Below are 14,917 nucleotides of genomic sequence, written 5' to 3' on the forward strand. Positions count from 1 at the left end.
TTTATTTATTAATGATTATAGAAACTGGCATTCCTTGTTGTAAATGCTCACTAGGGCTGTCAATAATAACCCTGATCCTATAGACTAATGATGTTCTTAAATCTGGTGTTTCTACTGATTTTGGTGTGAATTCTGCTTGTGGAGAAACAAATCCTATCCTGCCACCATACCTAGAGCCACCATCAGTTAAAACTATGACTTTTTTACCAATAGGTACATTTTCAAGTTGTGGCTCAGTCACGTAAGCTCTTATCCAAATTGGGTGTTTAATTAGCAATGTAAAAACTGGAGTGCCAGCGGATATGATTGTGCCAGGTTCGCTTACTCTAGTAATTATAATTCCAGAAATGGGTGCTTTTAGCACTGTATCATCGTATTGTAACTGAGCAATGTCAAGTGCCGATTTTGCGCTACGAAGTGTTGCGTTTGATTCTTCAATTTCTTCAATTCTGAAGCCTTGCAAGATACTTTTATATTGTGCTTGGGCTAAATCTCGTGCAGCTTTAGTTTGATCTAATATAGATTTAGCGCTATCAAGGGTCTGTTGATTTGTTACCTTAGAATTAAATAATTGTAATTGCCTATTGTAATTGGCTATAGCCTCATTGTAAGCGGCTAAGCGTGATTGAAAATTAGCTTTCGCCTGATCTATATCTTCAGCTCTATTTCCTTTAAGTAAAAGGTCATTTCTTGCTTTAATTGCATCATAGTTAGCCTGTGCTTGATTAAAAGAGTATAGGTATGGTGTGCTGTCTAAACTACCAAGTATTGCGTTTTTTTCAACAAAAGTACCTTCCTCTACTAATAATTCTGAAATTCTACCCCCAACTCTAAAAGAAACATTAACGCTCCTAATATCAACATTTCCATAAATAACAATACGGTTATATTGGTACCAAGAATAAAAAAGGTAAAGTAATAGAATAATAGATAGAATAAAAAATGATATTTTTACAAATTTTTGGTTTTGTTTTGTAAGTGAATAAAACCAATTTAAAACTTGGTTATATCTATCTAGGAAAATTAACTTTATATTTTTATTCATGTTGGTATATATTATTATATCTTTACTATAAATGTATGAAACAGATCCAACTTAAAAATGTACCCGAGCAATTTGCTCTACCAACGGAAAATACATTTGAATTGTGTTCAGTGCCTGTCCCAAATATTGCACAAGGTGAGTGTCTTGTGAAAGTACTTGCACTTTCTGTAGCGCCTGTCCAATTACGATTTCTAACAAATACCTCAGTCGCTTCCAATGCTATATCTATTGGCGATTATATTCCAGGTCGTGGTGTTGGTATCGTCATTAAATCAAAAAGTAGTCGATTTTCGGTAGGAGATTTTATTCAAGGACCTTGTGGTTGGAGAGAATACGCAACTATACAAGAAAACAACCCATTAGCAATTACTATGAATTGTAAAGACTTACCAATACGATTTGGAGTGAGTACTTTAGGAATAACTGGCATGAGCGCTCTAATTGGTCTGAATAAAATTGCAAAAATTACAAAAAAAGACACTGTTGTTATTTCCGGTGTGTTAGGTGGCGTTGGATCACAAGTAGCTCAAATTGCCCGAATTAAAAAATGCAAAAAAGTTATCGGTATCTGTGGTTCTACACTCAAGTGTGAGCTAGCTAAAAAAAGACTCAATATTGACGAAGCAATAAATTACAATGACCCCGATTTTTTAATCAAACTTGAACAAGCTGTAGGTAATGGAGTTGATATTTTTTTTGATAATGTAGGTGGTGAAATATTAGACAATGTTTTACTCTATATCAATAGAAAGGCAAGAATTGTAGCTTGTGGGGGTATTTCTCAGTATCTTTTAGATGATAAAAATAAATATCAATATAAGAATATTTGGAAAATGCAGTTACATGATGCGCTATATCAATCTTTTATGATCTATGATTATGTTAAGCACTTCTACCACATGCACAGTATTTTAGCTGAGTATGTACGCGAATATAAAATCACACCGCTAGAAGATATTAGTTATGGACTAGAATCAATAACTCATGCTATTAATGACTTGTATCTTAGAAAAAACATCGGAGCAAGAATAGTAGTACTATAAAAAAGTTTAGCAATTCTTTAGCTCTGGTGTCTTTACCTTCTAATTTAACAAAAGATAAATGAGCGATTAATAGTTAAAGTTTCTTAAAAGATATTGTATTTAGTAGGATTAATTAAAAACACTCGAATTAACTTAGTTTTTTTAATACCACAAGGTTTATAAGGATTAGAAGTCATATAAAGGCATGAAGGTAAGAAAGTGAGGCGCACAATTAAAATCACCTTTTTTTGCACTATTGATAAATTATTTGAGACTGGCTGTCCTTTATTACTTTATTTTAAATTATAATAAATTGTGTCTAATAATTTCGTAGTTCTAAAAAGCAACAACCAGTTTGTCTATAAGTCATTTATTTATAATAATTTAATATTTACTTATAGAAAATTATTTTTAATACATAATTTATTTAGTAATATCAATAACTTAGAGGAAATTCTTAATGCTACTTATAATACTGATTATATGTTTATTAAAGATATTTACTTCCCTCAAGTTGGCTTTCAAACTCCAGAAGAAACTAAAATTTTAAGAATACTTAGATTTAACCAGGTTGATCTTGCTAATCTGCAATCAGGCTTATTTTTTGAAGATCAAAACCTTCCAAACGGACTTTTAGATCAAATGTTATGGAAAAAATATAGTAATATCAATGATTTAACAAATAATAATAAAGTTTTTTATAATTCTTATCCTGGTATTTTTCAACTTATGTTTGACCAGATAAACTCAGAGCATTGTAGGCATCACACATTTAAAAGAAAAAGACTTTATTTGGATAGTTTAAAAAATTCTTTGTTTGAAACAATTAAAACTTCTTTTAAAAAACAAACCCACAATGATTTGATTTTATCAGCTTATGACGATAACGCTTCCTGTATAAAAGGAGGGCTTTTTAACATAGTATCTAAGGATTTTGATGGTTTTTACTCATGTAAAAACACATCATTAGATTTAATACTTAAAGTTGAGACACATAATCATCCAACAGCTATTGCCCCATATCCAGGCGCAGCTACAGGAGTAGGTGGTGAAATAAGGGATGAATTGGCAATTGGGAGGGGTGGAATTTCAAACTTTGGCATAAGTGCTTACATCACTGCGGATCTAAATATACCAAATTTAACTGAAAAATGGGAAATCAATAACGCCATAAATCTTCAATACCTCCCAAGATCGGTTCAAACACCTCTCTCAATTATGATACAAGCTCCAATTGGGACTGCTGATTTTGGAAATGAGTTTGGGAGACCATTGTTATCAGGTTTTTTTAGAACAATACAGTCGAGCAGATCTATGCCAAATAGAGCTGCTTTTAAGCCTCTAATGCTTGCTGGAGGTTGTGGTGTTGTGCATACCTCTAGGATACGTAAAAACAAAGTGCCAGTTGGCGCTTTGTTGGTTATTATTGGTGGGCCATCTTATAGAATAGGTATGGGCGGCGGTTCTCTATCTTCAAAAAACCAAGGAGAAGTTGACGCTGATCTTGAGTTTTCCTCAGTGCAGAGAAGTAACCCAGAAATGCAAAGGTTATGTCATGAAGTTGTTCTTCGACTTATTGAGTGCGACACTGGAAATGACGTGATTGTGTATTCAATACATGATGCTGGAGCTGGTGGTTTATCTTGTGCGATTCCGGAAATGCTTCATGAAAATGAATTAGGTGTTTCTATAGAAATGGAAAAAATACCTTCTGGTGATACCACATTGTCGGCTGAGGAAATATGGTGTTGTGAGGCGCAAGAAAGATTAGTGTTGGCAATTAATCCAAATCACATTGAAATTTTTGAGAGCATCTGCAACAAAGAAACTTGCCCATTCGCCATAATTGGAAGCTTTGATGGCAGTAAAAAACTTAGATTGATCAAAAATAGTAATGAAATATTAAATACAGATATTTCATTACTATTTCCGATTGATAATTCTATACATGTGATAAATAATAACGACACCATTGCTCAAAACTACCCAAGCCCAGAGTATGAAATAGAAGATTTTGAAAAATCATTGTGCGGACTTCTTAGATTTCCATCTATTGCAAGAAAAAATTTTCTCCTAACTATTGCAGATAGATCGGTGGGTGGAAAGGTTGTTCAGGATCAGTTTGTTGGGCCGTATCAAGAACCTATAAATGACTGCGCCATTTCAGTAATTGATTTTTATAGTACAAATGCTCAAGCGCTTGCAATGGGTGAGCGTGCTGAAATTGCAATTACAAATCCTGAAGCTTCTGTTAGACTCGCACTTGCAGAAGCTATTACAAATTTTTCAGGAATCTGGCACCCATCATTATCGACTATCACTCTTTCAGCTAATTGGATGGCCGATCGTGAATTGGATCTTGATTTCGTAACACTGTGTAAAGAAGTTGATATTCTCTCAGAATTTGTAAAGGAATTGGATATGTGTATATCTGTGGGTAAGGATTCATTATCGATGAGAACTAATATGCTCGATAAAAAATTCGTAAACTCTCCACCCTATGTAGTAATAACAGCTATGGCTTGCATAGATAATTACAAAAAAATTGTAACACCATTATTGACTATTGACCATACTACTGTACTTTGTCGAATCGATTTTTCCAATCATCGAAGAATTGGAGGTTCGGCATTTTCTCGTACCGAAAATCTTGCACACTTTCAAACACCTGATCTTACTGACGCTAAATCTCTAATAGCATTTAAGAGCTTTATAAACATTCTTATAGAAAATAATGAAATCTATGCTTATCATGATATTAGCGATGGGGGTATGTTAATTTCATTATTAGAAATGGCATTTTCTGCAAGATGTGGAATAAGTATTGACACAAGTATAGCTTCACTAAAAGGATACAAATTATATAATGAATTGTTCTCTGAAGAACCAGGAGCAATTATTCAAATAAAAAAATCACATTTAACTAAATATAAATTACTAGCCGAGAAATACGGGTTATTTTTACATGAAGTTGCCACACTTTATCATAAGCCGTATCTAAATTTGCACTTTAGTCAAATACCGTTAGCTCAACTTTGGTCTCAATGGAACAAAATTTCTTATCACATACAATCAATTCGAGATGGGGAATCTTTTGCGCAAGACGAAGAGTTGTTCAATATAAATAGTTTCACAGAATCAAAAAATAAGCTTTCTTGTAAAATTATTAAAAATAAGTTAAATTTTGAAATAAGTAAGAATTTAAAAAATATAGTTGGGATTTTAAGAGAGGAGGGAACTAATGGGCATATAGAATTAGTGACAGTACTCTCTGAAGCTGGATTCACAGTTAGGGAATTTTCTTTAAATCAAATACTCGCAAACAATGTGGTTTTGCAAGATTTTGGCGCGATATTTTTTCCAGGAGGTTTTACTTATGGAGATGTCCTTGGAGCTGGTCAGGGAGTCGCAACATCAATACTCCATAATCAAATAATCAAGAAAGAATTTTTTGATTATTTTAATAGACCAGACTCAATAACTATTGGTTTTTGCAATGGTTGTCAAATTGGTACATTGCTTAAATCAATAATACCCAACTCAGAGGGCTTTGTTACTTTTAAGAAAAATTTATCTGGAAGATTTGAGTCTAGGCTAACAATGTGCCAAGTTCCTGCTTCACCAAGTTTATTTTTATCACCAATTGCAGGCTCAGAGCTTCCAATAATAGTATCACATGGCGAAGGAAGAGTAGAACAAATTCAGAACAACACTAATGTTGCCTTATACTATTCTGACACTAAGTACCCAATTAACCCAAACGGATCTGTAAATGGAATTGCTGGTATTTGCACTTCAGACGGAAGGGTTACTTTGCTTATGCCACATCCAGAGAGGCTTTTTAAAACATTTCAATATTCATGGTTACCTCCAGAATTTAAATCATTAGAATATGGGCCATGGTTTGAAGTATTTTATCAATTAAAGAAAACTTTACAGAGTTAATAAATGGATCAGTACGACAGAAGATCATTTATAAAAAATAATATTGGGAATTTGATAGCTTGCTCAACCATTTTTTCAGGACTAGCTGGTTGTCAGTCATCAAATAACCCACAACCTATTCAGCTACTATGTTACGCCAATGCTAATGCTTCTCTTTATCCTCAATACAGTAGTCAGGAAATCGCTCCCTATTTAATCGAAAAAATAAATCATTGCGGATTAATCAATAACGAGCACACCCTATTCGAAAAAATAAAGTATATCGGAAAAAGTGGTGGGTATTCGGAATTAATTTCAACTATTGCTAGACTTAAAAATAAACATATTGGACCAACATTGGTAATTGATGGAGGTTCAAGTTGGAGCTCTGGTGCTCTCATTAATTCTAAACTTCAAAAATTATTAGTTTCGTTAAGCAATTCTGCAATGACAGATTTTATGTCATTAGGTAATGAGTTAACTCTGCCAAGTCACGAATTAAAAAATTATCTTGAGCTATTCAAGGGAACTGTGGTGGAAAGTAACGTTTCAGTCACTACAAACCCCCTGATTATTCCAAGTAAACATGATTTTAAAACTTTAAATTTTATGAGACCGTATAGTATAAAGCGATTTAAAAATATTTCCATTGCGTTTTTGGGTTTAGCAAATTATAAGAAATTCCAAAAAGTTAATAAAATTCGTCAGAGCCCATTCGATATTACATTTAATAAATCATCGATTCAAGAATTAATTTTTAAATTAAAGAAAGAACGATTAGTAAATTACATTGTTGTGCTTTCGCAAAATAGTTACGAACTAGATGTAGAGTTGCTTAATTCTGTTGAGGGAATAGATATCCTATATTGCTGCAATCATTCTTTTCAAGATACCTCATCAATTGCTATTAAAAACTCACTGATGATCTGTTCAAGTAAAAATCTAGAATCAGTTTGGCAGATTTTTATTCCGTCAGACACCAAAGGACCAATATATGCAAAAACTATTAAGTTATTATCTAAAGAAATCACCCCTGACACTGCCTCTAAAAATTTTATTGCTAAAATGCTTCCTCATACTTTACGTACCCCAATAGGTCAAACTGATTTATTTTTAGGTAGCTCTACCAACCAAATGAACTCTATTGATTTTTTAATATCGCAATCAATTGCTAATTATTTTTCTGTTGAGAGTGTGGTTGGTTTATCTGAAAATAGGTCGCCCAGTTTTTTACCCAATGAAAAACTAACGCTTCTTGATATTTCATTAATTTGTGCGAGTCATTTTGGATTTGTTTCAAAAACAATAATCACAGGAAAAGAGCTCACACAAATTTTGATGACAATGGTAGAAGAGAATCAAAATACAAATAAATCACTCAATTTTCAATACTATTCTATAAAACTATACGGACTTACCGTTACTATCCATCAAGATTATGCTAATAGAATTAAGGCATTACAAATCCAAATTGAAGGAAAAAATATTGGCTTGTATGAAAAGTACCAAATTGCTTTTTGGGGGGTTGACAATTCTAGGATCTTTTATAACAATTTAAAAATACCTTTATATGATATTGTCGCATCACAAATTCAAAATAATAATATTAACCGAAATCTATTACCTGCGCTCTCTAGACAAAAATGCAATCCGGTAACTATAACGCAAACAATTATTTAATATAAAATATAACAATGATTGATAAATATTCCATCGAAAAAGAAGATACAGAAATTTTTAATTTAATAAACAAAGAAGCCAAGAGACAGGAAGAGTACCTTGAGTTAATCGCGTCTGAAAACTATACAAGTTTAGCTGTTATGAGCGCACAAGGTAGTTGCTTAACAAATAAATATGCTGAAGGGCTGCCTCAAAAAAGATATTATGGAGGATGCTCCGTTGTGGATGAGATTGAAATAATCGCCCAAGAAAGAGCAAAAAAACTTTTTAATGCAGATTTTGTAAATGTTCAGCCTCATTCTGGATCACAAGCTAATGCAGCCGCTTATTTATCGGTTTTATCAAGCGGAGATACTATTCTTGGTATGAGGCTTAGTGATGGAGGGCATTTGACTCATGGTGCGAAAGTGAATTTTTCAGGAAAGTTATTTAATTGCATAAGTTATGGCATTGATCCTGAAAGTGAACTCATAGATTATGATGAGATTAAAAATTTAGCTTTGAAATATAACCCCAAAGTCATAGTTGCTGGTTATTCGGCGTATTCTAGAATTTTGGATTTTAAGCGCTTTAAAGATATAGCTGATTTAGTTGGAGCTTTGTTGATGGTTGATATGGCGCATTTTGCTGGATTAGTTGCTGCTGGCGTTCATCCATCTCCTATTCCGTATGCAGATATTGTCACTACAACAACCCATAAAACATTAAGAGGTCCTAGAGGTGGGTTAATTCTATGTAAAAAAAACCCAGAGCTAGAAAAAAAATTAAACAGTTTAGTATTCCCTGGAATACAAGGAGGTCCTTTAATGCATGTTATTGCTGCAAAAGCTGTAGCGTTTAAAGAAGCGCTTCAGCCTGAATTTAAAGAATATCAAACTCAAGTTATCTTAAACGCAAAATCGATGTCCGAACAATTGAAACAACGCGGCTTTCATATTGTTTCTGGAGGCACTGACAATCATTTATTTTTACTTAGCTTAATAAATAGCCACCTTTCTGGAAAAGAAGCAGAAGAGTTGCTAGAATTGGCACATATCACAACCAATAAAAACACAGTTCCAAATGAAAAACGCTCCGCATTTGTTACTAGCGGTTTAAGAATCGGAACTCCTGCTATTACAACCAGAGGTTTTAAAGAACAAGAGTCTAAAGAGCTTGCTGATTATATTGCGACAATATTAGAATTCCCAGATAACCCAACAATTCAAAATGAAATAAAAAAAAAGGTACAAGAATACTGTTTGAATTTTCCAGTATATCAAAATTAACACTTGGTCACCAATTATCAAATTGAAGATATAGCATTTATGCAGAAAGCAATTTCTGTGGCTTCTAGAGGTATGTATACTACGAAACCTAATCCCAGAGTTGGATGTCTGCTTGTTAAGAATAATGTAATAATATCGTATGGTTTCCATGAAAGAAAAGGGCATTTACATGCTGAAAAAATGGCTCTCATCAATGCTTCCGAAACAAAAGACACAACCATGTATTGCACTCTTGAACCTTGCAATCATTATGGGTTAACTCCTCCTTGCACTAAAGAAATACTTAATAGCAATATCAGTAGGTTGGTAATTGGATCTATTGATCCTACAAGCCACATAAATGGAAAAGGAATTAGAGAGATTCAACAAGGAGGTGTGGAGGTGTTAGTTGGTGTTGAGCAGGAAGCTTGCAACGAAATTAATAGAGGTTTTATTAAAAGAATTTCTTCAAATCTCCCGTGGGTGATGGCAAAAATCGCAATTAGCCAAGATAATTGTTATTCTTTTATTAATAGTAGTCGTAAGTGGATTAGCTCTCAACCATCTAGAAAACATGCGCATCTGCTACGCGCTCGATCATGTGCGGTAGTTACTGGATACAAAACCTTCCTTGGAGATTTACCCAAACTGAATGCTAGAATTAACGCACCAACCATTCAGCCACTAATTATAATTTTGGACCCTAAAAAAATTATAAGTGAATCTCACAATTACTTTTCAACAAATAGAGCGTATAGAATTTTTTGTGGCTCTAGCCAAGTAAGTGAGCGTAAATCAAATACGGTAACATCTTTACCAATCAACGCTAAAGGGCGATTTAATTTAAGAGAGGTTTTACAAGAATTGGCAAAATTAGAATGCAATGAAGTTTTATTTGAATGTGGCCCTTCATTGATTTCACAACTTATCCAAGAAAATTTACTTGACCAGCTATTTGTTTATAGATCAAATGAAAGTATATGTAGTTATAATGGGGTACGTTGTGATGAGCTGATGCAGGTTATGCGCTCATCTCAATTCAAGTTAAAATATTATGAAACTAAAAATTATATTGGCCCTTCTGACACACTATCAGTCTACCGAGTGAATAATACTTAATAATTTTGATATGTTTACAGGAATAATTCAAACAATTGGGATAGTGCGAGATTATAATGCTACGATTTCAACTCTTACTGTTGAAATCCCGAACTCAATTAGTAATACACCATTAGAAATTGGTGAAAGTATTTCTATTGATGGTGTATGTTTAACTATAAAGCACCTTGAAATCAATACAAATTCAACTCTCTGTGAGTTTCAGATTGGCGCACAGACTAAATTAGTTACAGTAATTTCAAGTTATGTTTCTGAAACATGCGTAAATCTTGAGCGAGCCTCAACCATAAAAACTTTATTTGGTGGCCATATTGTTCAGGGACATGTAGATACTACTGGAACTATCACCGGTATCACTAACTCAATTGATTCACCATCAATTGAGTTTAGTTTTAAACCGAATAAAGTAGACATAAGTCCATTTATTGTGGTTAGTGGCTCAATTGCAATTCAAGGCATAAGTCTCACTATAATCAGATATTACAATGGAGAGATTGTATGTTCAATTATTCCACATACCTTCAGTTGCACTACTTTGCAATATTTAAAGATCGGTTCTCTTGTTAATATCGAAGTTGACTATATAGGCAAGATAATTTTAAAACATGTTAATTTATATTTAGAGAATAAAAAAAATGAACACATTTCGATCTAGTATATCAGAAGCTGTAAATGACCTTATTGACGGGAAAATGATTATTGTTACTGACGATGAGGACAGGGAGAATGAAGGTGATTTAGTCTTGCTTTCAAATTACGCAACCCCTGAAGCTATAAATTTTATGGCAACCTACGGTCGTGGGCTAATCTGCCTAACCGTAACGAAACATATCTGTAAACAACTTCAATTATATCCGATGGTACCTCCATCACAAAATAAAAGTAGCAATTCAACGCAATTTATGGTATCTATCGAAGCAAAAGAAGGGGTGACAACTGGGATCTCTGCAAAAGATAGAGCCCATACAATATTGGTTGCGATAGATCCAAAAAGCACTCATGAGGATATAGTAAGTCCTGGCCATATCTTTCCTTTATTAGCTCAAGATGGAGGTGTTTTAGTTAGAGCTGGTCATACTGAAGCTGGTTTAGATCTTGCAAAACTTGCTAAGGCAGCGTCACATTCAGCCGTTATCTGCGAGATATTAAATCCAGATGGTTCTATGGCAAGAAAAAAAGATTTAATTGAATACGCCAAGATCCACTCATTAAAAATGATAAGCATCCAGCAAATAATTGAAAAAAGACTCGAGCGAGAGTTTACCGTTGAAAAAATTTCAGAAGAACCAATTACATGCCCATTTGGAAATTATACTCTCACTGTCTTTAAAGATCTCCTAAATGATTGCACACATTATTCGTTACATAAAGGAGTTATAAACAGCAACCCTGTTTTGGCGAGAGTCCATGTCGCTGATTTTCTCATTGATACCATTCAGATAGGCAAGCAAAATAACCAACAAGTGAACCACTCAGCACTCTATAAAGCACTTGATGTAATACAGAAACATTCTGGGAGTGCAGTATTGGTTGTGTTATTTAAAAAACAAAACCACTTAAGAGAACCTGCTAACCCTATCGTGGAGAGAAAGATTGGATTGGGTTCACAGATTTTAAAATCACTCGGTGTTCAAAATATTGTCGTGCTTGGCGCTCCAAAATCTTACCCTGGGCTTACTGGATTTGGTTTAAACATAGTTGATCACATAGAATTTTAAAATGCAACAATATTCTGAATTTGTTAAACTTTTTAAAAATCTTTCAAAAAGTCGTTTTAAAAAAATAAACGCTTTAAAATGTGGGAAAATCGCCATAATTTCAACTCATTGGAATAAGAATATTGTTTCAAATTTGCTCAAACAATCTATTATGACTTTTAACAGATTGGGTATTGAAGATAAAAATATCCAACATTTTTTAGTTCCTGGTGCTTGGGAAATACCTCAACTCGCAAACAATCTATTTTCCCAAAATGCATGTGATTCATTACTCACGATAGGATGCATCATCAAGGGGGAAACCCCTCACTTTGAAATAATCTCCACACAATCAAGTGAGGCCTTGCTTTCTGTTGCAATGCGCTACAGCGTACCTACCATAAATGGTATTTTAACTACAAACTCAATTGATCAAGCTGAAAGCCGAGTATTCGCCCAACCTCTTGGCAAAGGAGAAGAGTTTGCTATTTCTTTGGTTCTATTATGTAAAGTATGGCAGCGACAATAAGTAACAGAAAAAGAAGAGCTAAACGAGAGGCGTTATTGGTATATTTGTATCAATTAATTTATAATGTTGAAATTGAATCTGATATAAACCACGCGCCATCAATTGAAACAAGCGATGCTGCAAAATCGATTATTCAGGCTAAAGAGATTCTTACAAAAAAAATTCAAACTATAGTCTTTAATTGGGAAAGTCTTCATGTAATTGAACAATTGATTTTAATTATTGGGGCATATGAAATTTTAAATACCAGAGAGTCAAACCCAGTGTTTACCATAAATGAATGTATTATGCTATCAAAAAAGTACGGCTCTCAAGATGGATACAAGTTAGTTAACAAAGTACTTGACAAATTTCGACTTGAAATAGCTTCACCACTTTAAAAATGAATCGGCAAGGTAAAAATTTCACCGAAGCGGGGCTATTAAATTTTATTCATAGCAAGGTAACTGAAAGAGATAAATCAATTATTGTTGGGATTGGAGACGACGCAGCAGTGATTACTTCTCATAAAAAAACTATTCTAACTACTGATACCCAAACAAGTGGGGTGCATTTTCGCAGTAAAGACACGCCTGAATCAATCGCAACCAAATCTTGCATTTCTTCAATAAGTGATATCTTTGCTATGGGAGGAATACCAAAATACCTCTTACTTTCAATTAATGCCCCTAAACTAAATAAAAACTGGTGTGTTAGATTTATAAATCAATTGCTTTTTGATCTTAAAATATACAATTGCGCTCTGATTGGTGGAAATACCTCAAGAAGTCCAACGCTTTCTATCACAACTACAGTGATAGGAAATGCGTCAAGTTCAATGTTGCGTTTTAGAAAAAAAGCTACAAATGGCGATAAAATTTATATTGGAGCACCACTAGGCACTGTGGCAATACATCAAAAATTGTATGGAAAAATACCAAACTCTAATGAGTGGGTACATTATTCGAAAAGGGATGTTCAGGCTTCATTGTTAGCTAGTTCGGTAATAGATCTTTCAGATGGATTAGTTGAAGACTTACCTAAGATACTTGGCTCAAAAGGAGCATTTATTTTCATTAATAAAATACCCCTTAACCATAAATTAGAAAATAGCAAAAAATTATCCCAAAGAGAAAAGTTTAAGTTAGCTATTACTGGCGGTGAAGATTATACTCTCTGCATGACTTCAAAAAAAAATCTTACCCAGTTTGGATACACTCAAATAGGTATCGTGAACAATTCCAATAAGATATGCTACATTTTGAATAAATCAATTTTTCAATGCAGTCATGGATTCAAGCACTTTGATTAGAGCAAATAAAGCGGTTTTAAGTTTTTTTGGAATTGGTTATTCCAAATACGCTCCTGGTACTATTGCATCTTTAGTATTTCTTCCTATAATATATTTCTTTGCTGCTAATCATAACGACTTATTGCTTTATCTTGGAATTGGATTGACGGTATTAGGTACGCTATTAATTATTGTCATAAGGAATAATACTTCAATCAGTCACGATCCATCTTGGATTGTTATTGATGAATTAGCAGGGATGTGTTTTGTTTTTATCGCTATCAATCCAACTTTCTTTACGCTAGTAGTAGGATTTTTGTGTTTTAGGTATTTTGATATCCATAAATGGGGATTGGTGCGTTTTTTTGATACCAGGAGTCGTTATTCAATATGCGTGATGCTAGATGATTGTGTAGCTGGCATTCAAACAAATGTTATTTTGCAATTACTCTTATTTTTTTATTGAGTAATGGAGTATAAAATTTGGTTTAATTATGTTCAACATTTGTGAGATATCAATTAAGGACATACCAATTAATGCTGAAGGATCAGGGGAGATAATTTTTTTACATAACATTAGACCTAATGATTCTGATCTAAGACTTCCTGCACAACTGTACGGTTTATCCTTATTAAGATAAGCCCGAATTAATGGACTGCTTAGTTTTTTATAATATACTGTAGTTATATGCAATTTTTTCTGCACTGATTTATTTTTTAAATAAATCACCGAAACAGCGCCATAAAAGTAAACTTTTTTATTTGAAAATTCTTTCAACTGCATAAAAGCTTGAGAAAATGTTTTAGGTTTGCCATAAAAAGCTTGCTTATAAACACATACCTGATCAGCGCCAATCACGATAGATTTTGGAAACTTAAGAGCGATTGCTAATGCCTTTTGATACGCTAATCGTGTTACGTAACGATTGGGTAGCTCAAAAGGTAGTGGGCTTTCATCAATATTGGGTGGAAATACCTTAAACGGGATCTGAAGTCTTTTCATCAGAGCTGAACGAGCAACCGAAGAGCTAGCTAAAATAATATCCATGATATTTATTATATAGTGCTTTCGTAGTATAGAAAAAAATGGTATTATGTAACAATGAATGAACAAATAAACACAGTAGGGGGCGTATAAATGGCAGTCCAACAAGGTAAAACTACTTCTTCCCGTAGAGGGATGCGAAGAGCTCATGATGCATTAACCAAAACAAATGTAGCTAAGGACAAACAATCCGGTGAGTTGCATTTTAGACATCATATCTCACCTAATGGTTTTTATAAAAATAAAAAAATTGTCTCCTTTAAGCAAAAGAAAGATGCAATCTCAACAGATTCTTCTTCAACTTAGAATAATTTTAAATTTAGATTAATTTTTAATATA

The 14,917-nt window shown here is 33.5% G+C and carries 14 protein-coding genes; 12 read left to right on the forward strand and 2 right to left on the reverse strand.

All coding sequences use genetic code 11. The annotated features are described in order from the left end of the window. Position 1 precedes the first annotated feature (1 nt). Positions 2 to 1,045 carry an efflux RND transporter periplasmic adaptor subunit gene (locus QM538_00790; GenBank protein MDI9347031.1) on the reverse strand — a complete coding sequence of 348 codons (1,044 nt, stop codon included), beginning with the start codon at positions 1,043 to 1,045 and terminating at the stop codon, positions 2 to 4. 35 nt (positions 1,046 to 1,080) lie between these two features. On the opposite strand from QM538_00790, the gene QM538_00795 reads away from it, so the two are divergent. The 11 genes from QM538_00795 to QM538_00845 all read left to right on the forward strand — a co-directional run bounded on the left by QM538_00795 (position 1,081) and on the right by QM538_00845 (position 13,999). Further along, on the forward strand, positions 1,081 to 2,088 hold the full coding sequence (locus QM538_00795; protein ID MDI9347032.1) for an NADP-dependent oxidoreductase: 1,008 nt from the start codon (positions 1,081 to 1,083) through the stop codon (positions 2,086 to 2,088). Positions 2,089 to 2,382: 294 nt separating this feature from the next. Then, entirely contained in the window at positions 2,383 to 6,012 is a 3,630-nt protein-coding gene (gene purL / locus QM538_00800) for a phosphoribosylformylglycinamidine synthase (protein MDI9347033.1), read from the forward strand. Positions 6,013 to 6,015: 3 nt separating this feature from the next. Beyond that, complete coding sequence (locus QM538_00805; GenBank protein ID MDI9347034.1) at positions 6,016 to 7,671, forward strand: hypothetical protein; 1,656 nt, start codon at positions 6,016 to 6,018, stop codon at positions 7,669 to 7,671. A gap of 14 nt (positions 7,672 to 7,685) precedes the next feature. After that, positions 7,686 to 8,939: a serine hydroxymethyltransferase gene (glyA, locus tag QM538_00810; GenBank protein MDI9347035.1), complete on the forward strand. Its 1,254-nt coding sequence runs from the start codon at positions 7,686 to 7,688 to the stop codon at positions 8,937 to 8,939. 39 nt (positions 8,940 to 8,978) lie between these two features. After that, positions 8,979 to 10,037: a bifunctional diaminohydroxyphosphoribosylaminopyrimidine deaminase/5-amino-6-(5-phosphoribosylamino)uracil reductase RibD gene (gene ribD, locus QM538_00815; GenBank protein MDI9347036.1), complete on the forward strand. Its 1,059-nt coding sequence runs from the start codon at positions 8,979 to 8,981 to the stop codon at positions 10,035 to 10,037. Positions 10,038 to 10,047: 10 nt separating this feature from the next. Then, positions 10,048 to 10,692 carry a riboflavin synthase gene (locus QM538_00820; GenBank protein MDI9347037.1) on the forward strand — a complete coding sequence of 215 codons (645 nt, stop codon included), beginning with the start codon at positions 10,048 to 10,050 and terminating at the stop codon, positions 10,690 to 10,692. After that, positions 10,673 to 11,755, forward strand: coding sequence for a 3,4-dihydroxy-2-butanone-4-phosphate synthase (gene ribB / locus QM538_00825; protein ID MDI9347038.1), 1,083 nt, complete (start codon positions 10,673 to 10,675; stop codon positions 11,753 to 11,755). The genes QM538_00820 and ribB overlap by 20 nt, the downstream gene beginning before the upstream one ends. Before the next feature lies 1 nt (position 11,756). Then, a complete protein-coding gene (gene ribH / locus QM538_00830; protein ID MDI9347039.1) occupies positions 11,757 to 12,263 on the forward strand; it encodes a 6,7-dimethyl-8-ribityllumazine synthase in 507 nt (168 codons plus the stop codon). Then, positions 12,248 to 12,643 carry a transcription antitermination factor NusB gene (locus tag QM538_00835; protein ID MDI9347040.1) on the forward strand — a complete coding sequence of 132 codons (396 nt, stop codon included), beginning with the start codon at positions 12,248 to 12,250 and terminating at the stop codon, positions 12,641 to 12,643. The genes ribH and QM538_00835 overlap by 16 nt, the downstream gene beginning before the upstream one ends. Positions 12,644 to 12,645: 2 nt before the next feature. Next, positions 12,646 to 13,554 carry a thiamine-phosphate kinase gene (locus QM538_00840; GenBank protein ID MDI9347041.1) on the forward strand — a complete coding sequence of 303 codons (909 nt, stop codon included), beginning with the start codon at positions 12,646 to 12,648 and terminating at the stop codon, positions 13,552 to 13,554. Next, complete coding sequence (locus QM538_00845) at positions 13,532 to 13,999, forward strand: phosphatidylglycerophosphatase A (protein ID MDI9347042.1); 468 nt, start codon at positions 13,532 to 13,534, stop codon at positions 13,997 to 13,999. The genes QM538_00840 and QM538_00845 overlap by 23 nt, the downstream gene beginning before the upstream one ends. Here the strand turns inward: QM538_00845 and QM538_00850 are convergent. Continuing rightward, on the reverse strand, positions 13,985 to 14,581 hold the full coding sequence (locus tag QM538_00850; protein MDI9347043.1) for a Maf family protein: 597 nt from the start codon (positions 14,579 to 14,581) through the stop codon (positions 13,985 to 13,987). The genes QM538_00845 and QM538_00850 overlap by 15 nt on opposite strands. Before the next feature lie 90 nt (positions 14,582 to 14,671). Here QM538_00850 and rpmF point away from each other — a divergent pair, with 90 nt between their 5' ends. Continuing rightward, positions 14,672 to 14,884 carry a 50S ribosomal protein L32 gene (gene rpmF, locus QM538_00855; GenBank protein ID MDI9347044.1) on the forward strand — a complete coding sequence of 71 codons (213 nt, stop codon included), beginning with the start codon at positions 14,672 to 14,674 and terminating at the stop codon, positions 14,882 to 14,884. Positions 14,885 to 14,917: the final 33 nt, after the last annotated feature.

It is taken from the genome of Candidatus Methylacidiphilales bacterium, from assembly GCA_030054035.1.
In the GTDB taxonomy this organism is placed as follows: Bacteria; Pseudomonadota; Gammaproteobacteria; order JASGCS01; family JASGCS01; genus JASGCS01.

Bases quoted from the DNA above. Each gene is read 5' to 3' on its own strand.
- QM538_00850 (MDI9347043.1), bottom strand. From the start codon at position 14,581: ATGGATATTATTTTAGCTAGCTCTTCGGTTGCTCGTTCAGCTCTGATG.
- ribB (MDI9347038.1), top strand. From the start codon at position 10,673: ATGAACACATTTCGATCTAGTATATCAGAAGCTGTAAATGACCTTATT.
- glyA (MDI9347035.1), top strand. From the start codon at position 7,686: ATGATTGATAAATATTCCATCGAAAAAGAAGATACAGAAATTTTTAAT.
- rpmF (MDI9347044.1), top strand. From the start codon at position 14,672: ATGGCAGTCCAACAAGGTAAAACTACTTCTTCCCGTAGAGGGATGCGA.
- QM538_00845 (MDI9347042.1), top strand. From the start codon at position 13,532: ATGGATTCAAGCACTTTGATTAGAGCAAATAAAGCGGTTTTAAGTTTT.
- QM538_00790 (MDI9347031.1), bottom strand. From the start codon at position 1,045: ATGAATAAAAATATAAAGTTAATTTTCCTAGATAGATATAACCAAGTT.
- QM538_00805 (MDI9347034.1), top strand. From the start codon at position 6,016: ATGGATCAGTACGACAGAAGATCATTTATAAAAAATAATATTGGGAAT.
- QM538_00840 (MDI9347041.1), top strand. From the start codon at position 12,646: ATGAATCGGCAAGGTAAAAATTTCACCGAAGCGGGGCTATTAAATTTT.
- QM538_00835 (MDI9347040.1), top strand. From the start codon at position 12,248: ATGGCAGCGACAATAAGTAACAGAAAAAGAAGAGCTAAACGAGAGGCG.
- ribH (MDI9347039.1), top strand. From the start codon at position 11,757: ATGCAACAATATTCTGAATTTGTTAAACTTTTTAAAAATCTTTCAAAA.
- QM538_00795 (MDI9347032.1), top strand. From the start codon at position 1,081: ATGAAACAGATCCAACTTAAAAATGTACCCGAGCAATTTGCTCTACCA.
- ribD (MDI9347036.1), top strand. From the start codon at position 8,979: ATGCAGAAAGCAATTTCTGTGGCTTCTAGAGGTATGTATACTACGAAA.
- QM538_00820 (MDI9347037.1), top strand. From the start codon at position 10,048: ATGTTTACAGGAATAATTCAAACAATTGGGATAGTGCGAGATTATAAT.